This window comes from Stenotrophomonas maltophilia (assembly GCF_002799245.1).
GTDB lineage: Bacteria > Pseudomonadota > Gammaproteobacteria > Xanthomonadales > Xanthomonadaceae > Stenotrophomonas > Stenotrophomonas maltophilia_S.
On record NZ_NEQV01000002.1, the window covers coordinates 344,866 to 368,195 of the forward strand.

Here is a 23,330-nt window from a genome sequence, read left to right on the forward strand (position 1 = left end):
TCGATATTTATACTATACCGACCGGTTTATTAAATTGGGCCGGCAGTCGCGGCTCCCCCTTGTTGCAACCCTGCGTTTTCAGGACGTTGACCGATGAAGATCGTGCGCTGGATGGGCGGTATGGTGTGGGTGGCTGTGCTGGCAGCCTGTTCGGGACAGGAACAGGCGCCTCAGGCGGCCGTTCCGGTGCTGGTGGTTCATCCCGGCGAGCAGGCCGGGCAGTCGCCGGCGGCGTTCCCGGGCACGGTGCGTGCACGGCAGGAAAGCCCGTTGTCGTTCCGCGTTGGCGGCAATCTGGTCAAGCGCCACGTCGATGCCGGGCAACGGGTGAAGAAGGGTGACGTGCTGGCCGAACTGGACGTGGCCGACTTCGCGCTGCAGGCCCGCGCCTCGCAGGCGCAGCTGGCCGCGGCCGAGGCCGATCTGGTGCGTGCCCGCGATGACCTGAAGCGCTACCAGGTGCTGGCCGACCAGCAACTGGTCAGCCGCTCGCAGCTGGACCAGCAGTCCGCGGCGTTCAAGGCCGCGCAGGGCCAGGCCAATGCGGCCCGCGCCAACCTCGACGTGCTGCGCAACCAGGCCGACTACGCGCAGCTGCGCGCCCCGGCCGACGGCGTGATCGCCAGCCGCGAAGCTGAAGCCGGGCAGGTGGTGTCGGCGGGGCAGACCATCTTCAACCTGGCCGCCGATGGTGGCCGCGAGGTGCTGATCGACCTGCCCGAAGCCACCATCCGCGACTACGCCGTCGGCCAGCCGGTCGACGTGGAACTGTGGAACCGCCCGGGCCAGCGCCTGCCGGGCACGATCCGTGAAATCGCCGCCGCCGCCGATCCGCAGGCACGCACCTATGCCACCCGCGTCAGCCTGGCCGCCGATGCGCTGGCCGACGTCGAACTGGGCCAGAGCGCGCGTGTCTACAGCAGCGCTGGCCGCCACGGCACGCTGCAGCTGCCGCTGGGCGCGCTGCAGCGTGGCGCCAACGGTGCCGCCAGCGTGTGGGTGGTCGATCCGGCCAACAGCACGCTGAAGGCCGCGCCGGTCACCACCGGTGCCTACGGCAGCGAGACGGTGCCGGTGCTGTCCGGCGTCGGCGCAGGTGACTGGGTGGTCGCCGCCGGTGGCCATCTGCTGCGCGCCGGCCAGCCGGTGATCGCGGTCGATCGGCAGAATCGCCCGGTGCTGAAGCCGGCCGCACCGCCCGCCGCTGCCAAGGCCAAGGAGTAAGCCGGTGCGCCGCTTCAATCTTTCCGAGTGGGCGCTGGCCAACCGCCCCCTGGTGCTGTTCGCGATGCTCGCCTTCGCCCTGATCGGTGCTTGGTCGTACAAGCATCTGGGCCAGTCCGAAGACCCGCCGTTCACCTTCAAGGCGATGGTGGTGCGCACGCTGTGGCCGGGCGCGACCGCCGAGCAGGTCTCGCGGCAGGTGACCGAGCCGATCGAGAAGGCGCTGATGAACACCGGCGAGTATGAGTTCATCCGCTCGTACTCGCGCCCGGGCGAATCGCAGGTCATCTTCATGGCCCGTGACAGCCTGCGTTCCAAGCAGATCCCGGACCTGTGGTACCAGGTCCGCAAGCGCGTGGGCGACATCCGCGCGACGCTGCCGCGCGAGATCGTCGGCCCGTTCTTCAACGACGAGTTCGGCGACACCTACGGCAACATCTATGCGTTGACGGGCAAGGGCTTCGACTACGCGGTGATGCGCGACTACGCCGACCGCATCCAGCTGGAACTGCAGCGCGTGCCCGACGTCGGCAAGATCGACCTGGTGGGCCTGCAGGACGAGAAGGTGTGGATCGAGTTGTCCAACACCCGCCTGGCCACGCTGGGGGTGTCGATGCAGCAGGTGCAGCAGGCGTTGGCCGACCAGAACGCGATCACCGGCACCAGCTTCTTCGAGACCGCCACCGACCGCGTGCAGCTGCGCGTGACCGGCCAGTTCAACGATATCGAGGCGATCCGCCAGTTCCCGATCCGTGCCGGTGACCGTACCGTGCACCTGGGCGACATCGCCGAGGTCAAGCGCGGCTTCGCCGATCCGGCGTCGCCGAAGATGCGCTTCATGGGCGAAGAGGCGATCGGCCTGGCTGTTGCCATGAAGGATGGCGGTGACATCCTCAAGCTCGGTGCCAACCTGGATGCCGAGTTCGAGCGCCTGCAGAAGACGCTGCCGGCAGGCATGCAGCTGCGCAAGGTGTCCGACCAGCCGCAGTCGGTGGAGGAGTCGGTCGGCGAGTTCGTGCAGGTGCTGACCGAGGCGGTGGTGATCGTGCTGCTGGTCAGTTTCTTCTCGCTGGGCCTGCGTACCGGCCTGGTGGTCGGCGTGACCATTCCGCTGGTGCTGGCGATGACCTTCTTCGTCATGCACTACTTCGACATCGGCCTGCACAAGATCTCGCTGGGTGCGCTGGTGCTGGCGCTGGGCCTGCTGGTGGACGATGCGATCATCGCGGTGGAGATGATGGCCACCAAGATGGAGCAGGGCTACGACCGCCTGCGTGCGGCCAGCTTCGCCTGGGAATCGACCGCGTTCCCGATGCTGACAGGCACGTTGATCACCGCGGCCGGCTTCCTGCCGATCGCCACCGCCGCTTCGAGCACCGGCGAGTACACCCGTTCGCTGTTCCAGGTGGTGACCATCGCGCTGGTGGTGTCGTGGATCGCAGCGGTGCTGTTCATCCCGTACCTGGGCGACAAGATGCTGCCGGACCTGTTCAATCCGCAGCCACCGAAGCCCGGCAGCCTGTCCGCGCGCTGGCACGCCAAGCGCCAGCAGTGGGCCGACCGTTACCCGGCACTGGCCAACCTGATCGCGCCGCCGCAGCATGGGCACGACCACGATCCGTACCAGCGCCCGTTCTACCGCAGCTTCCGCCGCTTCCTCGATGCCTGTCTGCGCCACCGCTGGTGGGTGATCGCTGCGACCATCGCCCTGTTCGTGTTCTCGCTGATGATGTTCCGCTTCGTGCCGCAGCAGTTCTTCCCGGATTCGACCCGGCCGGAACTGATGGTGGACATCGAGCTGGCCGAAGGCGCGTCGCTGCGCTCGACCCAGGCCCAGGCCGAGAAGCTGGAGAAACTGCTGTCCAGCCGTGAGGGCATCGCCAATTACGTATCCTACGTGGGCACCGGTTCGCCGCGCTTCTACCTGCCGCTGGACCAGCAGCTGCCGGCGACCAACTTCGCCCAGTTCGTGGTGCTGGCCAAGGACATCAAATCGCGCGAGAGCACCCGCGACTGGCTGCTGCACGAGGTGATCCCGAAGTTCCCGGACGTGCAGATGCGCGTGACCCGCCTGGAGAACGGCCCGCCGGTCGGCTATCCGGTGCAGATGCGCATCTCCGGCGAGCACATCGAGAAGGTGCAGGCGATCGCACGCCAGGTCGAGGCCAAGGTGCGTGAGAACCCGCACGTGATGAACGTCAACCTGGACTGGAGCGAGCCGAGCAAGGTGGTGCGCCTGGTGATCGACCAGGAACGTGCCCGCGCGCTGGGCGTGAGCAGCGCCCAGGTCAGCCAGTTCCTGTCCAGCTCGCTGGCTGGGCAGTCGGTGAGCGTGTACCGCGAAGGCAACCGCCAGATCGAGATGCTGCTGCGTGGCCCGGCCGATGAGCGCAACCAGCTGGAGCTGCTGTCGAGCCTGTCGATGCCGACTGCCAACGGCGGCAGCATCACGCTGTCGCAGGTGGCGACGATGGAGTACGGTTTCGAGGACGGCATCATCTGGCACCGCAACCGCCTGCCGACGGTGACCGTGCGTGCCGACATCAGCGATGGCATGCAACCGCTGGACGTGGTGCACCAGATCCTGCCGACGCTGGACGGCATCCGTGCCGAGCTGCCCAGCGGCTACCTGCTGGAAACCGGCGGCACGGTGGAGGATTCGGCACGTGGCCAGAACTCGATCAAGGCCGGCATGCCGCTGTTCCTGGTGGTGGTGGCCACGCTGCTGATGCTGCAGCTGCGCAGCTTCTCGCGTGCGGCGATGGTGCTGGTCACCGCGCCGCTGGGCATCATCGGTGCGACCCTGTTCCTGCTGCTGTTCCGTGCGCCGTTTGGCTTCGTTGCGCTGCTGGGCACGATCGCGCTGGCCGGCATGATCATGCGCAACTCGGTGATCCTGATCGACCAGATCCAGCAGGACATCGATGCCGGGCATGACCGCTGGCATTCGATCATCGATGCCACGGTGCGCCGTTTCCGCCCGATCGTGCTGACCGCGCTGGCGGCGGTGCTGGCGATGATCCCGCTGTCGCGCAGTGCGTTCTACGGCTCGATGGCGATCTCGATCATGGGTGGCCTGATTGTCGGCACGGTGCTGACCCTGGTGTTCCTGCCGGCGCTGTACGCGGCGTGGTTCCGGGTCAAGCCGGACGAATCCGGGGCGTGACGCCCCGGATTCTGCGGCCACGGCCGCTGGTAGATGCCAGCGGCCCTGGTAGGTACCAACGTCCCCGGTAGGTGCCAACGCCCCTGGTAGGTGCCAACCTTGGTTGGCACTGCAACATGCATCCACGCATGGCGTGGATCTACTGCAGCTGGTCTTTGCCCTGGTAGGTGCCAACCTTGGTTGGCACTGAGGCATGCATCCACGCATGGCGTGGATCTACCGTAGATGGTCTTTGCCCTGGCAGGTGCCAACCTTGGTTGGCACTGCAACATGCATCCACGCATGGCGTGGATCTACCGTAGATGGTCTTTGCGCTGGTAGGCGCCAACCTTGGTTGGCACTGCAACATGCATCCACGCATGGCGTGGATCTACTGCAGCTGCAGGCCGTTCCGCAGCAACGGCAGCAGCCATTCGATGAATACCTGCACGCGCGGCGCGCGGTGTTGCCGATGCGGTTGCAACAGGGTTACCGGCAGCGGTTGCGCCACGTGCTGCGGCATCACTTCCACCAATGCCCCCGACTGCAGTTCGGCCTGCACGTCGTAGCGCGGAATCTGCAGCAGCCCCAGTCCCGCCACGCAGCAGGCGATCGACGCCTCGGCGCTGTTCACGCGCACCCAGCCGGGCACGGGCAGCGTGCGCAGCTGGCCGCCTTCCTGCCATTCCCACGGTTCCACCCGCGCCGTGGTCGGCGAGGCGTAGTTCACCGCGCGGTGCCGCGCCAGATCGCCAGGATGCTGCGGCACACCGTGCCCGCGCAGGTAGGCCGGTGCGGCAACGTTGACGAAGTCGAGCAGGCCCAGCATGCGGGCCACCAGGCTGGAATCGCCCAGTTGGCCGACGCGCAGCACGGCATCGCAGCCGTCTTCGATCAGGTTCACCGCGCGGTCGGTCATGCCCAGGTCGACTTCCACCTGCGGGTACCGCGCGAAGAACTCCGGTAGCGCCGGGGCGATGATGCGACGGCCGATGCGACTGGGCACGTCGATCTTCAGCAGACCGACCGGCTGTGCGTCATCCTGTCGAAACAGCGACTCGGCGTCTTCAACCTCTGCAATCAGGCGCAGGCAGCGGGCATGGAACACGTCGCCATCATGGGTGGTGGAAACGCGACGGGTCGAACGTTGCAGCAGGCGGGTACCGAGCCGCTGCTCCAGCTCCGCAATCGCCGCCGAGACGGTGGAGCGGGGCAGGCCAAGCTGGTCGGCGGCGCGGGTGAAGCTGGCGCACTCCACGACCCGGGTGAAGATGCGGAAGCGATCGATCCGGTCCATTGTTCGCTGGCTCTGGAAAGTTAAGTCAATTTAGCGGGCTTTATCCGCTTTTTCTGCACGATATCGTCGACAGGGCAGGGTTGCCACCCCGGGCAGCCCCCTCCCGAGACCGAAGCCATGACCGACCATTCCCTCAAGGGCAAGACCGTGCTGATCGCCGGTGGCGCCAAGAACCTGGGCGGCCTGATCGCCCGCGACTTCGCCCGCCGGGGTGCCAGCGCCATCGTCATCCACTACAACAGTGCCGCCACCCAGGCCGATGCGGAAGCGACCGTTGCCGCCGTGCAGGCGGCCGGCAGCAAGGCGGTGGCCCTGCAGGGAGACCTGACGTCGGCGGCAGCGATGGAGCGCCTGTTCGCCGATGCCGTGGCAGCGGTCGGGCGCCCCGACATCGCAATCAACACCGTCGGCAAGGTACTGAAGAAGCCGCTGCTGGACATCAGCGAAGCGGAGTACGACGAAATGAGCGCGGTTAACGCCAAGGCCGCCTTCTTCTTCCTGAAGGAGGCCGGCCGCCAAGTCAATGACGGTGGCCGCATCTGCACCCTGGTCACGTCACTGCTGGGCGCGTTCACGCCGTTCTATTCCAGCTATGCCGGCACCAAGGCACCGGTCGAGCACTTCACCCGTGCGGCGTCGAAGGAGTTCGGCGAACGCGGCATCTCGGTGACTGCGATCGGGCCTGGTCCGATGGACACACCGTTCTTCTATCCGGCCGAGAGTGCCGATGCGCAGGCGTATCACAAGACTGCGGCGGCGCTTTCGGCGTTCACCCGGACTGGCCTGACCGATATCGCCGACATCGTGCCGTGGATCCGTTTCCTGGTCACCGACGGCTGGTGGATGACCGGCCAGACCATCCTGGTCAATGGCGGCTACACAACGAAGTAGAGCCGAGCCCACGCTCGGCTGCTCCTGCATGAGCCGAGCATGGCTCGGCTCTACAAGGAAGCCTTGCAGGCCCCGGCATCGGTAGAGCCGAGCCCGCGCTCGGCTGCTCCTGCATGAGCCGAGCATGGCTCGGCTCTACAAGGAAGCCTTGCAGGCCCCCGGCATCGGTAGAGCCGAGCCCACGCTCGGCTGCTCCTGCATGAGCCGAGCATGGCTCGGCTCTACAAGGAAGCCTTGCAGGCCCCCGGCATCGGTAGAGCCGAGCCCACGCTCGGCTGTCATCAGGCCAGCTTTGCCAGCACCGCATCCGTTGCGGCGGCGGTGCTCACTGCCTGGCCTTTCGCGGCCAGATCGGCAGTGAACACGCCGTCGTCCAATACCGCGTGTACCGCCGCTTCCACCGCTGCGGCTTCTGCTTCCAGCCCCAGCGAATGGCGCAGCAGCATCGCCGCGCTGAAGATCGTTGCGTACGGATTGGCGATGCCCTTGCCGGCGATATCCGGTGCCGAACCATGAATCGGCTCGTAGATGCCCACCGCACCGGGTTCGCCCAGCGAAGCCGAGGGCAGCAGGCCCAGCGAACCGGCCAGCATCGACGCCTCATCGGTGAGGATGTCGCCGAACATGTTCTCGGTGACGATCACGTCGTACTCGCGCGGCTTGGCCAGCAGGTGCATGGCCATCGAATCGACCAGCTGGTGCTCCAGCGCCACGTCCGGGAATTCCTCGCGGCCGATGCGTGCGGCCACGTCACGCCACAGGCGCGAGGTTTCCAGCACGTTCGCCTTGTCCACCGAGGTGACCTTGCCACGACGCTGCCGGGCCAGGCGGAAGGCCGTGCGCAGCACCCGCTCGATCTCGGCCACGGTGTAGCGGCACAGGTCGCTGGCGCTGTCGGCGTCGCGGGTCTTGTCGCCGAAGTAGATGCCGCCGGTCAGTTCGCGTACCACCACGAAGTCCACGCCCTGCAGCAGCTCGGCCTTGATCGGCGAGGCATGCAGTGCGGCGTCGTGGGTCCGCACCGGGCGCAGGTTGGCATACAGGCCCAGCGCCTTGCGGATCGCCAGCAGGCCCTGTTCCGGACGCACCCTGGCATTCGGGTCGGACCACTTCGGGCCACCGACCGCGCCCAGCAGCACCGCATTGGCGGCCTGGCAGGCGGCCAGGGTCGAGGCTGGCAGCGGTTCACCGTGCCGGTCGATGGCAACGCCACCGATGTCGTGCTCGCTGAAGGTGAAGCTGTGGTTGAAGCGTTCGGCGACGGTCTTCAGGACGGCAACTGCCGCGGCGGCCACTTCCGGGCCGATGCCATCACCGGGCAGGACAACAATTTCAGCGTGCATGCTCACTCTCGTAGCGTTCGATTTCAGGGACACGGCCCAACAGATACCCCAACTGGTCGACACCTTCCAGCAGGCAGGTCTGCGAGAAGCCATCCAGCGGGAAGGAATAGATGCGGCCGTCCGGGGTGCGCAGTTCGCGCGTGGCCACGTCGATGGTCAACTCGTCGTCCGGCCGCTGCATCAGCGCCTGCACGTCCGCCTCGTCCAGCACGATCGGCAGCAGGCCGTTCTTCAGCGAGTTGCCGCGGAAGATGTCGGCGATCTCGCTGCTGACAATGGCGTGCAGGCCCAGATCGGTCAGTGCCCAGGGTGCATGTTCGCGCGAGGAACCGCAGCCGAAGTTGCGGCCCGCCAGCAGGATGCTGCGGCCGGCGTTGTGCGGCTGGTTGAAGGCGAAGTCGGCCACCGGCGTGCCATCGGCCTGCCAGCGCCAGTCGTTGAACGCATTGCGGCCCAGGCCCGCGCGCTCGGTGGTGGACAGGAACCGCGCCGGGATGATCTGGTCGGTATCGATGTTGGTCTGGCGCAGCACCACGCTGGCCGAGGTCAGGGTACGGAAACCGGCCATCACGCCACCTCCTGTGCGAACAGCTCGCGGGTATCGGCAACGCGCCCGTTGACCGCAGCCCATGCCGCGCTCATCGGCGAGGCCAGCAGGGTGCGCGAACCGGGGCCCTGGCGGCCTTCGAAGTTGCGGTTGCTGGTGCTCACGGCCAGCTGGCCGGGGGCGACCAGGTCGCCGTTCATGGCGATGCACATCGAGCAGCCGGGCTCGCGCCACTCGGCACCGGCCGCGCGCACGATCTCATGGATGCCCTCGGCTTCGGCTTCGCGCTTGACGATCTCGGAACCCGGCACCACCAGCATGCGCACGCGATCAGCGACACGACGGCCTCGCAGCACCTGCGCCACTTCGCGCATGTCGCTCAGGCGACCGTTGGTGCACGAACCGACGAACACCACGTCCACCGGCGTACCGGCCAGCGCCTTGCCGGCCTGGAAGTGCATATAGTCCAGGCCCTTCTGCGCAGCGGCATCGTTGGCAGCCGGGATCGGCGCATCCACGGCGATGGCGGTGCCCGGATGCGTGCCCCAGGTCAGGGTCGGGCGGATGTCTGCAGCATCGATGTGCACTTCACTGTCGAAGCGTGCGCCTTCATCGCTGCGCAGCTGCTGCCAGCGCGCCACGGCGGCGTCGAAGTCGGCGCCCTTGGGGCCGCGCGGGGTGCGGGCGACGAAGTCGAAGGTGACCTGGTCCGGGGCGACCATGCCGGCACGCGCGCCGGCCTCGATCGACATGTTGCACAGGGTCATGCGCTGTTCCATGTCCATCGCCTCGATGGTGCTGCCGCGGAACTCGATGACATGGCCGGTGCCGCCGTTGACGCCGATCACGCCGATGATGTGCAGGACCACGTCCTTGGCGCCCACGCCCGGGGCCAGCGGGCCATCGACGGTAATGGCGAACGTCTTGGCCTTGCGCTGCAGCAGGCACTGCGTGGCCAGCACATGGCCGACTTCGCTGGTGCCGATGCCGAACGCCAGCGAACCGAACGCACCATGGGTGGAGGTGTGGCTGTCGCCGCAGACGATGGTCATGCCCGGCTGGGTGAAGCCCTGTTCCGGCGCGATCACATGGACGATGCCACGGTTGTCCGACGCCATGTCGAACAGCTCGATGCCGTGCTCGGCGCAGTTGCGCGCCAGGGTGGCGACCTGCGCTTCGGAGGCGGCGCTGGCGTAGGGCAGCGTGCCGTCGGCGTTGGCCGGCAGGGTCGGTGTGGAATGATCCATCGTCGCCTTGGTGCGGTCCGGCCGGCGCGGCGACAGGCCGCGCTCGCGCAGTTCGGTGAACGCCTGCGGCGAGGTCACCTCGTGGATCAGGTGCAGGTCGATGTACAGCACGGCGGGCGCGCTGTCGGATTCGGGAACCACCACGTGGGCGTCCCACAGTTTGTCGTACAGGGTGCGGGGTGCGGAAGTCATGCGTGTGCCTGGCAGAAGTACGAAAGTGCGGACATCAGGAAAGATAGCGAAAAGGTCATCTCAGCGGCGGCGGGCGAGCACCCGCAGCCGTACGTAGTCGGCCAGCGGCTGGCCGGCGGCGTTGCGCGGCAGATCGGCCAGCAGCGCAGCAGCGGCCTCGCGCACGGTGGCGCGGGCGTCGGCGGGCAGGTCCTCCAGCAGTGGCGCGGCGAACACCCGCAGCCAGCCGGCCACGCCGGTCGGCAGCGCGGTCGGGCGCGGCGTGCATTCGATCAGCTGCACCTGGAAGCCATGCTGGCGCAGGCGGTCGGCGTAGGCATCGGCCGTCGGGAAATACCATCGGAAGGCGCTGGCGCCGTGACCATGGGCCAGGCGTGCGGCCTGCACCGCCGCGATGATCGTGGCCACGTTGCCATGGCCGCCGAACTCGGCGACGAAGCGGCCACCGGGGCGCAGGGCGCGGCGCACGCCTTCCAGCACCTGGTCGGGATTGCCCATCCAATGCAGTGCCGCGTTGCTGAACACCGCATCGAACGCGCTGTCGAACGACAGTGCGTGGCCGTCCATCACCTGGGCATCGACACCGCGCGCACGGGCGGCGATCACCAGTTCCGGCGAGGCATCCACGCCGTGGATGCGCGCGCCGCTCAGGGCCAGTTCGGTGCTCAGCACGCCATCGCCACAGCCCAGGTCGAGGATGCGCTCACCGGCGCGCGGGTCGAGCAGGCGCGATACCGCGCCGCCGAGCAGCGGCACGAAGCCGGCATCGATCGCATAGTCCTGGGCGTTCCACTGCTGGCCAGCGGCGCTGGTCGGGGTGGGGGTGTCGAAGGCGCTCATGGCGGGTTCCTCAGGCGGTGGCAGGGGTGGGAACGTCGGTGCTGCTGTGGGCGGTAGCCTGGCGCTGGCGCAGCAGGCGGTTGGCAACATCCAGCCAGGCCAGCGCGGAGGCTTCGATGATGTCCTTGCTGGTGCCGGTGCCGTCGTACTCCACGCCCTCGTGGCGCACGCTCAGGTTGGCTTCGCCGCGCGCATCGGTGCCGATGCCGACGCTGTGCACGTGGTAGCTGTCCAGCATCAGCTGCACGCCGGTGGCGGCCGACAGCGCGCCGAACAGCGCATCGACCGGGCCGTCGCCCTGCGCGGTCTCGGCCACGCGGTTGCCGTCCGGGTCAGACAGTTCGACCAGCGCGTTGGCGCGGCTGCCGACGTCGCTGATGGTCATCGAGGCCAGGCGGTAGCCCTGCGCGTTGGAGCCGCCCTGCATCAGCGTCTGCAGGTCGGCATCGGTGACCACGCGCTGCTGTTCGCACAGGCCCTTGAACTGCTCGAATACCAGCTTCAGTTCGTCTTCGTCCAGCCAGAAGCCCAGCGCACGCAGGCGTGCCTCGACGGCGGCGCGGCCACTGTGGCGGCCCAGCACCATCTGCGAATCTTCCCAGCCCACGTCTTCCGGACGCATGATTTCGTAGGTGCCACGGTGGCGCAGCATGCCGTGCTGGTGGATGCCCGACTCGTGGGCGAAGGCGTTGGCGCCGACGATGGCCTTGTTGCGCTGCACCGGCATGCCGACCAGCCGCTGCAGCAGCTGCGAGGTGCCGACGATGCGCGGCGTGTTGATCGAACTGTCCTGCTCGTAGAAGGCCTGGCGCACCTTCAGCACCATCGCGATCTCTTCCAGCGAACAGTTGCCGGCGCGCTCGCCGATACCGTTGATAGTGCACTCGACCTGGCGTGCGCCGCCTTCGATGGCGGCCAGCGAGTTGGCTACGGCCAGGCCCAGGTCGTTGTGGCAGTGCGCGCTGAAGATCACGTTGGCGGCATTGGGAATGTCGGCGACGCCGGCGATCACCTGCTGGAACATCGCGCGGATCTCTTCCGGCGTGGTGAAGCCGACGGTGTCGGGCAGGTTGATGGTGGTGGCGCCGGCGGCAATGGCCACGCGCGAGACTTCGATCAGGTAGTCCAGCTCGGTGCGGGTGGCATCCTCGGCCGAGAATTCGACATCGTCGATGTACGAGCGCGCCAGCGATACATGCTTGCGTACCGACTCCAGCACCTGCTCGCGGGTCATCCGCAGCTTGTGCTCGCGGTGCAGCGGGCTGGTTGACAGGAACACGTGCAGGCGCGGGTTGACCGCCGCTTCCAGTGCACGTGCCGAAGTCTCGATATCGGCCTGCAGGCAGCGTGACAGCACGGCCAGGCTCAGGTCCGGCCGGCGCAGTTCGCGGCCGATCAGGGCCATCGCCTCGCGGTCGGACTGCGAGCTGGCCGGGAAGCCGGTCTCGATGATGTCCACGCCCAGTTCGTCCAGCGCACGCGCCATCACCAGCTTCTGCGGCGGGCTCATGCTGCAGCCGGGGGACTGCTCGCCGTCACGCAGGGTGGTGTCGAAGATGCGGATGCGCGGGGTGGTAATTCGTTCGATGGTGGTCACAGGGAAATCTCCTCGACAGCGGGTGCAACGGCTTGCAGGGGGGAAGGGGAAGAGGTGGGGGAGGCGGGTGCGCTGGCCCTGCCGGGCGAGCGCGGTGTTTCGCTGCGCCGTCGCCGAGGCTTGCGTGGCGGGCGTGGACGGATGTCGGTGAGCAGGCCGGCCAGAACACCGGCGTCGATGTTGCCGCCGGACACCACCGCGCACTTGCGGCGGCCGGCCACGCGGCGGCCGGCGGCCAGCGCCAGCGCACCCGCGCCCTCGGCGATGATGTGTTCTTCCAGCGCCAGGCGCACCAGGGTTTCGCGCAGCTCGGCTTCGCGCACGATCACCACGTCGTCCAGCAGCGAGGTGCACAGGCGGCGGGTCAGGAAGCCGGGGATCTTCACCCGCACGCCGTCGGCCAGCGAGGCGACGGGGGCGATCTCGCGCGCGTCGCCGCGGATCGCGCGTGCCATCGAATCGACGCCTTCCACCTGCGCACCGATCACGCGCACGCCCTGCGATTTCAGCGCCAGGGCAACGCCGGAGGCCAGGCCACCGCCGCCGATCGGCACGATCACCACGTCCGGGGCATGCGCGGCCAGCTCGATGCCGACCGTACCCTGGCCGGCGATCACATCGGCGTCGTCGAACGCAGACAGGAAGCGATAGCCGTGGCGCTGCGCCAGTTCGACGGCGAAGGCATAGGCTTCGTCATAGCTGGTGCCGTGCTGGCGCACGGTCGCACCCCAATGGGCGACGCCAGCGATCTTGGTGGCTGGCGCGCCGTGCGGCATCACGGTGATGGCCGGTACGTCCAGGCGATAGGCCGCCCACGCAACGCCCTGGGCGTGGTTGCCGGCCGAAGCGCAGATCACCGGGCGGGTGTCTCCGCGCTCGCGGCCAGCCAGCAGCGCGTTCAACGCACCGCGTACCTTGTAGGAACCGGTGCGCTGAAGGTTCTCCAGCTTCAGCCAGGTGCCGAAGCGCTCGGCATGGTGCAGCGGGGTGGGGGGCAGGAAGCGGCGCAGGCGGGCCTGCGCCGCCAGTACGTCGGCGACGCTTACGTCGCCGACATCGCTTTCCTGGCTGGCGTCAGCGGCCGGCATGGGCCACCAGCGGGGTGCGGGCGAGCGCCGCATGCGGGTACGGGCGACGAAGAAGACGCCTCCGTACCGGCACCGTGGTCGCTACGGTACGGGTGTTCATGGCGATACTCCTTCCACGGCCGTGACCTGCACGGATACGCAGTCGTAGATCTTCTCGATCTGCCGGCACAGCGTTTCCGCCGGGCGCTGGCCATCCACCACCAGCTGCAGGTGCCAGCGGCCATCGTCGGCGGCCACCGGCGCGCCGCTGATCGCACGCGGCGCGAAGCCGCGCCGTTCGGCCATGCCGATCACGCGCAACAGCGCGCCTTCGGCCGGGTGCAGCACCAGGTCAAGCCGGTATTGCATTGGGTGCCTCCTGGCGGGCATGGGCGGGGTTGCTTTCCAGCATCGTGCTGTTGGCGGTGTTCGGCGGCACCAGCGGCCACACGTTGGCGCGTGCATCGATGGCCACATGCAGCAGTGCCGGGCCCGGTTCGGCCAGCAGCGCGGCCAGCCCGCCCTCAACGTCGTCGCGAGCGTCGATGCGGGTGGCGGCGATGCCGAACACCTGTGCCAGTGCCACGAAGTCCGGGTTGTCGGACAGGTCGATCTCGCTGTAACGCTCGGCGAAGAACAGCTCCTGCCATTGCCGCACCATGCCCAGCGAACTGTTGTCCAGCAGCACGATCTTCACCGGCAGGCGGCAGCGGGCGATGGTCGCCAGCTCCTGCACGTTCATCATGAAGCTGCCGTCGCCGGACACCAGCACCACGGTGCGTTCGGGGCAGGCGAACTGCGCGCCCATCGCGGCCGGCAGGCCGAAGCCCATGGTGCCCAGCGCGCCACTGGTCAGGTGGTTGCGGGGGTGGTTGAAGCGGCAGTGCTGGGCCACCCACATCTGGTGCTGGCCGACATCGCAGGCGATCACCGCATCGGCCGGGGCCAGCTCGCTCAGGCGCTTCAGCAGCGCCGGGGCGTAGATGTGCTGGCCCGGCGCGTCGTAGCGTGCGGCGAAGCGATCGCGGTGCTGCGCACAGCGCTTGCGCCATGCATCCTGGTGGGCCTTGGGGGAGGGGAAGGCCGCACGCAGGGCGCGGATGGCATGACCGACGTTGCCGGGCACAGCGACATCGGCACTGCGCAGCTTGGAGATCTCGTAGGCGTCCGCATCGATGTGGACGACGCGGGCGAACGGGGCGAACTCGGCCAGCTTGCCGGTGGCGCGGTCATCGAAGCGTGCACCCAGCACCAGCAGCAGGTCGCTTTCCTGCACCGCCATGTTGGCCGCGCGGGTGCCGTGCATGCCCAGCATGCCCAGCGACTGCGGATGGCTGGCCGGCAGTGCACCCAGTCCACGCAGGGTCATCACGGTGGGGATGGCGCTGGCCTCGACGAAGTCGCGCAGGTCCTGCACCGCATCACCCAGCGCGATGCCACCGCCGGCATAGACCACCGGCTTCTCGGCCGCCGCCAGCGCGGCGATGGCCTCGGCGATGGCGGCCTCGGCCGGCGCCGGCGGCGGTTCGACGCTGCTGGGCACATGGGCCGGCAGATGGCTGGCATCGGCCAGCTGCACATCCTTGGGCAGGTCGATCAGCACCGGGCCGGGACGGCCCTCGCGGGCGATCCGGAACGCATCGGCCACCACGCGCGGCAGGTCATCGACGCTGCGCACCAGCCAGCTGTGCTTGACGATCGGCATCGTCAGGCCGAACACATCCAGTTCCTGGAAGGCGTCGGTGCCCAGCAGCGGCGTGCCGACCTGGCCAGTGATGCAGACCATCGGGACCGAATCCAGCATCGCGTCGGCGATGCCGGTGACCAGGTTCGATGCGCCCGGGCCGGACGTGGCCACGCAGACGCCAACCTGGTTGCTGGCGCGGGCGAAACCGTTGGCGGCCAGGGCAGCGCCCTGCTCATGGCGTACCAGGATGTGCTTCAGCGACGAATCCACCAGCGCGTCGTAGAACGGCATGATGGTGCCGCCGGGATAGCCGAACAGCGTGCGGACGCCTTCGGCTTCCAGCGCCTGGGTCAGCCAACGCGCGCCGTTGGGCGGCGCGCTGCGGTGTGTGGAAGAGTTCATGGGGGAACCTTGCAAAGCGGGTGGGGGAGGGCCGCGCGGTTACGCGGCCTGTCCTTGCAACCAGACCATCTTGGCGCGCAGTTCCTTGCCTACCTTTTCGATCGGGTGCTCCAGGTCGGCCTGCTTGAACCGGTTGTAGTTCGGCAGGCCCGCTTCGTACTCGGCCACCCAGTTCTTGGTGAAGGTGCCGTCCTGGATGTCCTTCAGCACTTCCTTCATGCGTGCCTTGGTGCCGGCGTCGATCACGCGCGGGCCGCTGACGTAGTCGCCGTACTGCGCGGTCTCGGAGATGAACTCCAACATGCGCGAGATGCCGCCTTCATAGAACAGGTCGACGATCAGCTTCAGCTCGTGCAGTACCTCGTAGTAGGCGATCTCCGGCTGGTAACCGGCTTCGACCAGGGTCTCGAAACCGGCCTGCACCAGCGCCGAGGCGCCACCACACAGCACCGCCTGCTCGCCGAACAGATCGGTCTCGGTTTCTTCCTTGAAGGTGGTCTGGATCAGGTTGGCGCGGGCACCGCCGAGACCGCCGGCATAGGCCAAGGCGTACTCGGCCGCCTTGCCGCTCTTGTCCTGGTACACGGCCCAGATGCACGGCACGCCACGGCCGATTTCGTACTCGCGGCGCACCAGCGCACCCGGGCCCTTGGGTGCGACCAGCACCACGTCCAGGTCCTCGCGCGGCTTGATCATGTCGAAATGCACGTTCAGGCCGTGCGCGAACAACAGCACCGCGCCCTGCTTCATGTTCGCCGCCAGCACGTCGTCGTAGAGCTTCTTCTGCACCATGTCCGGCGTCAGTACGGCAACCAGGTCGGCGTCCTTCACCGCGTCGGCCGGTGCTTTCACGGTGAAGCCATCGGCCTGTGCCTTGACCTCGGTCGGGCCGCCCGGACGCAGGCCTACCACCACATCGAAGCCGGATTCGCGCAGGTTCAGTGCGTGGGCGCGGCCCTGGCTGCCGTAGCCGATGACGGCGATCTTGGTCTGGGGCAGGTCGTTGGTGCTCATGGGGGAGGTTCCTTGCGGTGGGAAGAAAAAAGAACGGCCGGTCGTCGAGGTGACGTGCCGGCCGGTCAGGGGAAAGCGGTGGAGGAGGCGCCGCGCATCGCACAGGCACAGCCACCACGAGGCGTGGTGGTGTGGGTCCGGGTTTTGCACTGGGCGTTGTTCATGGTGGTTGCGTCTGAAACCAGGTTCTGAAATGAAAAAACCCGCACCGGGGCGGGTGCGGGTTTTTGATGAGTTCCGGTGTGTTTGTTGCTTACACGCTGGCTCGTCCCGCACCTGTTGGTTGGGTAATAAGTACGAGCACAAGAATCGAACGCAGCGAGGCGGCGCCGTTGTCGGCGGCTTCGATGTGGGTTCGCGGTGGCGTGTTGTGTTGCAGCATGTGATCGAGAGAAACACAGCCATTTCGGCGATGTCAACCCTCGCGACGGAGTTCTTGTCGGTTTCCGCTGTATCGAGTGGAATCGCTTGTGGCACAAGGATGGTTGCCGCTGAAAGTGTTTCGGTGAACCCGAATTCACTCCTTCCAGGGCGGCTTTTGCGCGGAAACGGGGCCATTCCGACGCTGCGCGCGTCGGTCCATGCCCGTCCGGATGCCGGTGCCGTCCATGACCTCTGCCGGATACCAGGTGAAGGCCGCAGCGGCGAAGATCGGGAGACCACCCTTCCATCGGAACCCGACCGTGTCCCGACGCCTTGCCCGTTCCCTGCTCGCCGCCGTGTTGGCCGCTGTGCCCGCGCTGTCCTTTGCCGCAGACCGCATCACCGGCCACACCTTCGCCACCCGTTCGGAGGTGATCGCCCCGCATGCGATGGCCGCCACCTCGCAGCCACTGGCCACCCAGATCGCGCTGGACGTGATGAAGGGCGGCGGTTCGGCGGTGGACGCGGCGATTGCCGCCAACGCCGCGCTCGGCCTGATGGAGCCGACCGGCAACGGCATCGGCGGCGACCTGTTCGCCATCGTCTGGGACCCGAAGACGCAGAAGCTCTACGGCTACAACGGCTCGGGCCGCTCGCCGAAGTCGCTGACCCTGGCCGAGTTCCAGCGCCGTGGCCTGAAGGACATTCCGGCCACCGGCCCGCTGCCGGTCTCCGTGCCTGGCGCGGTCGACGGCTGGTTCGCGCTGCACGACCGCTTCGGCCGCAAGCCGATGGCCGACAACCTGGCGCCGGCCATCCGCTATGCCCGCGAGGGCCACCCGGTGGCCGAAGTGATCGCCTACTACTGGGACCGCTCGGTTCCCAGGCTGTCGCAGTACCCGGGCTTCAAGGAACAGTTCACGATCAACGGCCACGCCCCGCGCAAGGGCGAGATGTGGAAGAACCCGAACCTGGCCAGCACGCTGCAGAAGATCGCCGACGGCGGACGCGACGCCTTCTACAAGGGAGACATCGCCCGCACCATCGGCGATTACTTCAAGGCCAACGGTGGCTACCTGAGCTATCAGGACATGGCCGACCACCATGGCGAATGGGTCGAGCCGGTCAGCAGCAATTACCGCGGCTACGACGTGTGGGAACTGCCGCCGAACAGCCAGGGCATCGCCGCGCTGCAGATCCTCAACGTACTGGAAGGCTACGACTTCTCGAAGATCCCGTTTGGTTCACCGGAGCACGTGCACCTGTTCGTTGAAGCGAAGAAGCTGGCCTTCGCCGACCGCGCGCGCTTCTATGCCGACATGGCGTTCCAGCCGGCACCGGTGCAGAAGCTGATCTCCAAGGAATACGCCGCGCAGCGCCGCGCGCTGATCTCGATGGACAAGGCGTTGAAGGAAGTGCAGCCGGGCACGCCGAAGCAGCTGGAGGAGGGCGACACGATCTACATGACCGTGGCCGACGCCGACGGCATGATGGTGTCGCTGATCCAGTCCAACTACCGTGGCATGGGCAGTGGCATGGCACCGCCGGGGCTGGGCTTCATCCTGCAGGATCGTGGCGAAATGTTCGTGCTGCAGAAGAACCATCCCAACGGCTACGCACCGGGCAAGCGCCCGTTCCAGACCATCATTCCGGCCTTCATCACCAAGGGCGGCAAGCCGTATGCGAGCTTCGGCGTGATGGGCGGCGCGATGCAGCCGCAGGGCCACGCGCAGATCGTGATGAACCTGGTGGACTTCGGCATGAACCTGCAGGAGGCCGGTGATGCGCCGCGCATCCAGCATGAAGGTTCGACCGAACCGACCGGGCAGGCCACGGCGATGACCGATGGCGGTGAGGTGAACCTGGAAACCGGCTTCCCGTACGAGACGGTCCGCGCGCTGATGCGCAAGGGCCATCGCATCGTGTTCGCCGACGGCCCGTATGGCGGGTACCAGGCGATCATGCGGGATCCCGAGACCGGGGTTTACTACGGCGCTTCGGAGAGCCGCAAGGATGGGCAGGCGGCGGGGTATTGAGGATTCCCGGCCACCGGGCTGAGCCCCCTCTGCGGTGATGGCAGTGATACGGGGCTTGGCCGGGCGGGTGGGCTGGTCGGGGGACGCCGTGAATCCGTCCCTGGAGGCTTGGCAGCCGCATCCATGCGGCTGACACCCCCGCCCAGCCCACCCGCCCGGCCCCTGACAGTTTCCGTGGCCGCCACCGCAGGAACAGAAAGAAGAAGATCAAAAGCAAAGGCAACAGCAACAGCTGCGTGCTGTGGGTTGGGGTCAGATCCGTTTTCCGAAGGAAAACGGATCTGACCCCTTCTTGTTTTCCGATACACCTCATCCACGCATGGCGTGGATCTACTGCCGTCACCGGGAAATTGTCGGAGGCGGGGAGGGGGCAGATGGCGGGACCGTCCACGGCATGGATGCCGTGGCCGAGCCTACAGGGACGTACTTGCGGCGTGTTCCGCCATCTGCCCCCTCCCCGCCAAGCAAGCAGAAACCCAGAGCCGCTTTGGCTTCTGCACTTGCACTTGCACTTGCCTGAAAGAAGCGGTGCAGCCGCAGGCTGCAAAACCCCCTCAATCCTGATCGTGCGCGCGAGCGGCCTCCGCCTGGGTCTCCTCCTGTGCGGCCATCTCGCGTGCGATCCAGGCATCGATCATGTGCCGCTGGCGCTGCGCCTGCCGACGCTCACGGGTGTACTCCTGGTCCAGCACCCGATACAGCGACACCATCACCAGCACCATCAGCAGCGCAAACGGCAACGCCGCAATCGTGATCATGCCCTGCAGCGCATCCAGGCCACCGGCCAGCAGCAGCGCCGCTGCGATCAACGCCACCGCGATGCCCCAGGCCAGCTTGCGTTTCAGCGGTGGATCCCCGGCCTCGTCGGTGGACATGCTGGCCAGCACCAGTACCGCCGAATCGGCCGAGGTCACGAAGAAGATCATCAGCAGTACCAGCGCGATGCACGACAGCAGCAGCGGCAGCGGCATGCTGTCGAACAAGGTGAACAGCACCGTCTCATAGCCGTTGCCCAGCGCCTGGAGCAGATCGGCGTGGCCGAAGATCTGTGCCCACAACGCAGTGCCGCCGAATACCGCGAACCAGACGAAGCCCAGCAGCGTCGGCGCCAGTACCACGCCGATCACGAACTCGCGCACGCTGCGACCGCGCGAAATGCGCGCGATGAACGATCCGACGAACGGTGCCCAGGAGATCCACCACGCCCAGTAGAAGATCGTCCAGTCCGCGACCCAGGTGCTGCCGGAGAACGGCGACATGCGCAGGCTCATCGTCACCAGCTGGTTGAGGTAGGACCCCAGCGTGGTGGTGAACGTATCGAAGATGAAACCGGTCGGCCCCAGCACCAGCACTGTAACTGCCAACAGCGCCGCCAATGCCAGGTTGAAGTTGGACAGCCACTTCACCCCGCGCTCCACGCCGCTGGCGGTGGACGCCATGTACAGCACGAACGCAACGGCGATGATGATCATCTGTACTGCGACCGAAGCCTGCACGCCGAACACACGCTCGATGCCGGCGGCGATCTGGATGGTGCCAAAACCCAGCGTGGTGGCCACGCCGATCGCAGTGGCCACCACCGCGGCGATGTTGACCACCCGGCCAATCCAGCCGCGATGGTGGCGGCCGATGATCGGCTGCAGCATGTCGCTGACCAGGCCGCGTCCATTGCGGTTGAACTGGAACCAGGCCATCGCCAGGCCGATCAGTGCATAGATCGCCCACGGATGCAGTCCCCAGTGGAAGAACGCATAGCGCATCGAGGCGCGTGCTGCATCCATGCTTTGTGGAGCAAGGCCTTCTGGCGGCTTGCTGAAATGCGAGATGGGTTCGGCGGCACCCCAGAACACCAGGCCGATGCCCATGCCGGCGGCGAACAGCATCGACATCCAGCTGGCGCGGGAGAACTCCGGCTCGGCGTCTTCGCCGCCGATGCGCAGGTTGCCGAAGCGGCCGAAGGCCAGGTACATCAGGAACACCAGCGCCAGGAACACCACCAGCAGGTACAGCCAGCCGACACTGCGGATGACCTCCGCCAGCATGGATTGCACAACGGTATTGAAGGGGCCGGGGGCGATGCCGGCAAGCAGCACCAGCAGCAGGACCAGTGCGATGGAAACGCGAAACACCATGAAGGAGCTTCTCCGATCAAGGGATTGAGGGGAGCGAGCAGAGCTTGCAGCGAGGGGCCGGCGGCATGCAGCACGGACCGGGCAGGGGCCGCAGGGGCGGCGAGGGAAGCATCGGTCGCAGCGACACGATGCGCGTGCACGTTACTGAACGCGACGTCATGGTTCCGTTAACGAATGGCGATCGGGGTCAGATCCGCTTTCCGCAGGAAAACGGACCTGGCCCCGGAGGCAACCCCGCAGGCAGGCGGTCTATGCTCTAATGCCCGGCAAGAAGCGGGGGTACCGCGGCCATGTGGCCACGGTTGAGACAGTCCCTTGGAACCTGATCCGGCTCATACCGGCGTAGGGAAGCTTTGCAATGCAGCCGTGCCCGGACTCCGCCCAAGGACCGTTCGTGTGCGGGCGCAGTGCGCCGCCGCTTCGTCCCTGACCTTCCTGGACGATGCCCGATGAACGCACAGCTCTCCGCCCTGCAGCAACAGGCCCAGCAACTCTCCGAATCCGTGACCCGGCCCATTCCCGGCTCGCGCAAGATCCATGTGCCCGGTTCGCGTCCGGACCTGCAGGTGCCGATGCGCGAGATCGCGTTGACCCGCACGCCGACGCTGTTCGGTGGCGAAGAGAATGCACCGGTCACGGTCTACGACACGTCGGGTCCCTACACCGATCCGGGCGTGCGCATCGATCTGTCTGCCGGGCTGCCGGCGCTGCGTCGCGGTTGGGTGGAGGAACGTGGCGATACCGAGCAGCTCGAAGGCCTGAGCTCGTCGTTCGGCCGCGATCGTGAGCATGACCCGAAGCTCGATGCCGTGCGTTTCCCCGCGCGCAGCCTGCCGCGGCGTGCCCGTGCAGGCGCGAACGTCACCCAGATGCACTATGCGCGCCGCGGCATCATCACGCCGGAAATGGAATTCGTCGCCATCCGCGAGAACCAGCGGCTGGAAGCGATCCGCGATGCAGGCCTGCTGCAGCAGCATCCGGGCGAGGCGTTCGGCGCCTCGATCCAGAAGATCATCACACCGGAGTTCGTGCGCGATGAAATCGCTCGCGGCCGCGCGGTGCTGCCCAACAACATCAACCATCCGGAAAGCGAGCCGATGATCATCGGCCGCAACTTCCTCACCAAGATCAATGCCAATATCGGCAACAGCGCCGTTTCCTCGGGCATCGCCGAGGAGGTGGAGAAACTGGTGTGGGCGATCCGCTGGGGCGGTGATACGGTAATGGACCTGTCCACCGGCAAGCACATCCACGAAACCCGCGAGTGGATCATCCGCAATTCGCCGGTGGCGATTGGTACGGTGCCGATCTACCAGGCGCTGGAAAAGGTCGACGGCCGCGCCGAGGCGCTCACCTGGGAGATCTTCCGCGACACGCTGATCGAGCAGGCCGAGCAGGGCGTGGACTACTTCACCATCCATGCCGGCGTGCTGCTGCGCTATGTGCCGCTCACCGCCAAGCGTGTTACCGGCATCGTCAGCCGCGGTGGCTCGATCATGGCCAAATGGTGCCTGGCGCACCACAGGGAGAACTTCCTCTACACGCATTTCGAAGAGATCTGCGAAATCATGAAGGCCTACGACGTGACCTTCTCGCTGGGTGACGGCCTGCGCCCGGGCTGCATCGCCGATGCCAACGACGCGGCGCAGTTCGGTGAGCTGGAGACGCTGGGTGAGCTGACGAAGATCGCCTGGAAGCACGATGTGCAGACCATGATCGAAGGCCCCGGCCATGTGCCGATGCAGCTGATCAAGGAGAACATGGACAAGCAGCTTCGCGAATGCGGTGAAGCACCGTTCTATACGCTGGGGCCGCTGACCACCGACATCGCGCCGGGCTACGACCACATCACCAGCGCGATCGGTGCGGCGATGATCGGCTGGTTCGGCACGGCAATGCTCTGCTACGTGACGCCGAAGGAGCACCTCGGCCTGCCCAACCGCCAGGACGTGCGCGACGGCATCATGGCCTACCGCATCGCCGCGCATGCGGCCGACCTTGCTAAGGGCCATCCGGGCGCGCAGGTACGCGACAACGCGCTGAGCAAGGCGCGCTTCGAGTTCCGCTGGGAAGACCAGTTCCACCTTGGCCTGGATCCGGAGAAGGCCAAGGAGTTCCATGACGAGACGCTGCCGAAGGATGCGCACAAGCTGGCGCACTTCTGCTCGATGTGCGGCCCGCACTTCTGTTCGATGAAGATCACCCAGGATGTGCGTGACTACGCCGAGGCCGGCATGAAGGAGAAGTCGGCGGAGTTCCGTGCCGCTGGTGCCGAGGTCTATCACCAGAGCTGACGCGTAGCGGGC

Annotated in this window: 16 protein-coding genes and 1 riboswitch; of the genes, 5 read left to right on the plus strand and 11 right to left on the minus strand. The window is 67.0% G+C overall.

What is annotated here, in order from left to right; translation table 11 throughout:
* Positions 1 to 93: 93 nt before the first annotated feature.
* Entirely contained in the window at positions 94 to 1,224 is a 1,131-nt protein-coding gene (locus B9Y64_RS07510) for an efflux RND transporter periplasmic adaptor subunit (RefSeq protein WP_100440168.1), read from the plus strand.
* Positions 1,225 to 1,228: 4 nt separating this feature from the next.
* Positions 1,229 to 4,390 carry an efflux RND transporter permease subunit gene (locus B9Y64_RS07515; RefSeq protein WP_100440169.1) on the plus strand — a complete coding sequence of 1,054 codons (3,162 nt, stop codon included), beginning with the start codon at positions 1,229 to 1,231 and terminating at the stop codon, positions 4,388 to 4,390.
* A 370-nt stretch (positions 4,391 to 4,760) separates the two neighbouring features.
* Here the strand turns inward: B9Y64_RS07515 and B9Y64_RS07520 are convergent, their stop codons facing one another.
* Positions 4,761 to 5,666 carry a LysR family transcriptional regulator gene (locus B9Y64_RS07520; RefSeq protein ID WP_100440170.1) on the minus strand — a complete coding sequence of 302 codons (906 nt, stop codon included), beginning with the start codon at positions 5,664 to 5,666 and terminating at the stop codon, positions 4,761 to 4,763.
* Positions 5,667 to 5,783: 117 nt separating this feature from the next.
* On the opposite strand from B9Y64_RS07520, the gene B9Y64_RS07525 reads away from it, so the two are divergent.
* Positions 5,784 to 6,557 (plus strand): SDR family oxidoreductase, encoded by a 774-nt coding sequence (locus tag B9Y64_RS07525; RefSeq protein WP_100440171.1) that lies wholly within the window; start codon positions 5,784 to 5,786, stop codon positions 6,555 to 6,557.
* A gap of 281 nt (positions 6,558 to 6,838) precedes the next feature.
* On the opposite strand, the gene leuB is transcribed toward B9Y64_RS07525, so the two are convergent.
* The 9 genes from leuB to ilvC all read right to left on the minus strand — a co-directional run bounded on the left by leuB (position 6,839) and on the right by ilvC (position 16,493).
* Positions 6,839 to 7,900: a 3-isopropylmalate dehydrogenase gene (gene leuB, locus B9Y64_RS07530; protein WP_100440172.1), complete on the minus strand. Its 1,062-nt coding sequence runs from the start codon at positions 7,898 to 7,900 to the stop codon at positions 6,839 to 6,841.
* Positions 7,890 to 8,468, minus strand: coding sequence for a 3-isopropylmalate dehydratase small subunit (leuD, locus tag B9Y64_RS07535; protein WP_100440173.1), 579 nt, complete (start codon positions 8,466 to 8,468; stop codon positions 7,890 to 7,892). Before leuD ends, leuB begins: the two co-directional genes overlap by 11 nt.
* On the minus strand, positions 8,468 to 9,886 hold the full coding sequence (gene leuC, locus B9Y64_RS07540; protein WP_100440174.1) for a 3-isopropylmalate dehydratase large subunit: 1,419 nt from the start codon (positions 9,884 to 9,886) through the stop codon (positions 8,468 to 8,470). The genes leuD and leuC overlap by 1 nt, the downstream gene beginning before the upstream one ends.
* A 60-nt stretch (positions 9,887 to 9,946) precedes the next feature.
* Positions 9,947 to 10,726: a class I SAM-dependent methyltransferase gene (locus B9Y64_RS07545; protein ID WP_100440175.1), complete on the minus strand. Its 780-nt coding sequence runs from the start codon at positions 10,724 to 10,726 to the stop codon at positions 9,947 to 9,949.
* 10 nt (positions 10,727 to 10,736) lie between these two features.
* Positions 10,737 to 12,323 (minus strand): 2-isopropylmalate synthase, encoded by a 1,587-nt coding sequence (locus B9Y64_RS07550; protein ID WP_100440176.1) that lies wholly within the window; start codon positions 12,321 to 12,323, stop codon positions 10,737 to 10,739.
* On the minus strand, positions 12,320 to 13,411 hold the full coding sequence (locus tag B9Y64_RS07555) for a threonine dehydratase (RefSeq protein WP_100440177.1): 1,092 nt from the start codon (positions 13,409 to 13,411) through the stop codon (positions 12,320 to 12,322). The genes B9Y64_RS07550 and B9Y64_RS07555 overlap by 4 nt, the downstream gene beginning before the upstream one ends.
* Positions 13,412 to 13,507: 96 nt before the next feature.
* Positions 13,508 to 13,759, minus strand: coding sequence for an ACT domain-containing protein (locus B9Y64_RS07560; protein ID WP_005410947.1), 252 nt, complete (start codon positions 13,757 to 13,759; stop codon positions 13,508 to 13,510).
* Entirely contained in the window at positions 13,743 to 15,479 is a 1,737-nt protein-coding gene (ilvG, locus tag B9Y64_RS07565) for an acetolactate synthase 2 catalytic subunit (protein ID WP_100440178.1), read from the minus strand. The genes B9Y64_RS07560 and ilvG overlap by 17 nt, the downstream gene beginning before the upstream one ends.
* Before the next feature lie 39 nt (positions 15,480 to 15,518).
* Positions 15,519 to 16,493 (minus strand): ketol-acid reductoisomerase, encoded by a 975-nt coding sequence (gene ilvC, locus B9Y64_RS07570; protein ID WP_099555194.1) that lies wholly within the window; start codon positions 16,491 to 16,493, stop codon positions 15,519 to 15,521.
* A gap of 683 nt (positions 16,494 to 17,176) precedes the next feature.
* Between ilvC and ggt the strand changes: the two genes are divergently transcribed.
* Positions 17,177 to 18,892, plus strand: a complete 1,716-nt coding sequence (gene ggt / locus B9Y64_RS07575) for a gamma-glutamyltransferase (RefSeq protein ID WP_100440179.1) — start codon at positions 17,177 to 17,179, stop codon at positions 18,890 to 18,892.
* Positions 18,893 to 19,446: 554 nt separating this feature from the next.
* Here the strand turns inward: ggt and B9Y64_RS07580 are convergent.
* Positions 19,447 to 21,024, minus strand: a complete 1,578-nt coding sequence (locus B9Y64_RS07580) for a BCCT family transporter (RefSeq protein ID WP_100440180.1) — start codon at positions 21,022 to 21,024, stop codon at positions 19,447 to 19,449.
* A gap of 265 nt (positions 21,025 to 21,289) precedes the next feature.
* Positions 21,290 to 21,391, plus strand: a riboswitch (TPP riboswitch).
* An 82-nt stretch (positions 21,392 to 21,473) separates the two neighbouring features.
* On the opposite strand from B9Y64_RS07580, the gene thiC reads away from it, so the two are divergent.
* Positions 21,474 to 23,318: a phosphomethylpyrimidine synthase ThiC gene (gene thiC / locus B9Y64_RS07585; RefSeq protein WP_100440181.1), complete on the plus strand. Its 1,845-nt coding sequence runs from the start codon at positions 21,474 to 21,476 to the stop codon at positions 23,316 to 23,318.
* The last annotated feature ends 12 nt before the right edge of the window (positions 23,319 to 23,330 follow it).

Excerpts from the sequence above, each read along its gene's own strand:
- B9Y64_RS07510 (WP_100440168.1), top strand. The coding sequence starts at position 94 with ATGAAGATCGTGCGCTGGATGGGCGGTATGGTGTGGGTGGCTGTGCTG.
- B9Y64_RS07520 (WP_100440170.1), bottom strand. The coding sequence starts at position 5,666 with ATGGACCGGATCGATCGCTTCCGCATCTTCACCCGGGTCGTGGAGTGC.
- B9Y64_RS07525 (WP_100440171.1), top strand. The coding sequence starts at position 5,784 with ATGACCGACCATTCCCTCAAGGGCAAGACCGTGCTGATCGCCGGTGGC.
- leuB (WP_100440172.1), bottom strand. The coding sequence starts at position 7,900 with ATGCACGCTGAAATTGTTGTCCTGCCCGGTGATGGCATCGGCCCGGAA.
- leuD (WP_100440173.1), bottom strand. The coding sequence starts at position 8,468 with ATGGCCGGTTTCCGTACCCTGACCTCGGCCAGCGTGGTGCTGCGCCAG.
- leuC (WP_100440174.1), bottom strand. The coding sequence starts at position 9,886 with ATGACTTCCGCACCCCGCACCCTGTACGACAAACTGTGGGACGCCCAC.
- B9Y64_RS07545 (WP_100440175.1), bottom strand. The coding sequence starts at position 10,726 with ATGAGCGCCTTCGACACCCCCACCCCGACCAGCGCCGCTGGCCAGCAG.
- B9Y64_RS07555 (WP_100440177.1), bottom strand. The coding sequence starts at position 13,411 with ATGCCGGCCGCTGACGCCAGCCAGGAAAGCGATGTCGGCGACGTAAGC.
- B9Y64_RS07560 (WP_005410947.1), bottom strand. The coding sequence starts at position 13,759 with ATGCAATACCGGCTTGACCTGGTGCTGCACCCGGCCGAAGGCGCGCTG.
- ilvG (WP_100440178.1), bottom strand. The coding sequence starts at position 15,479 with ATGAACTCTTCCACACACCGCAGCGCGCCGCCCAACGGCGCGCGTTGG.
- ilvC (WP_099555194.1), bottom strand. The coding sequence starts at position 16,493 with ATGAGCACCAACGACCTGCCCCAGACCAAGATCGCCGTCATCGGCTAC.
- B9Y64_RS07580 (WP_100440180.1), bottom strand. The coding sequence starts at position 21,024 with ATGGTGTTTCGCGTTTCCATCGCACTGGTCCTGCTGCTGGTGCTGCTT.
- thiC (WP_100440181.1), top strand. The coding sequence starts at position 21,474 with ATGAACGCACAGCTCTCCGCCCTGCAGCAACAGGCCCAGCAACTCTCC.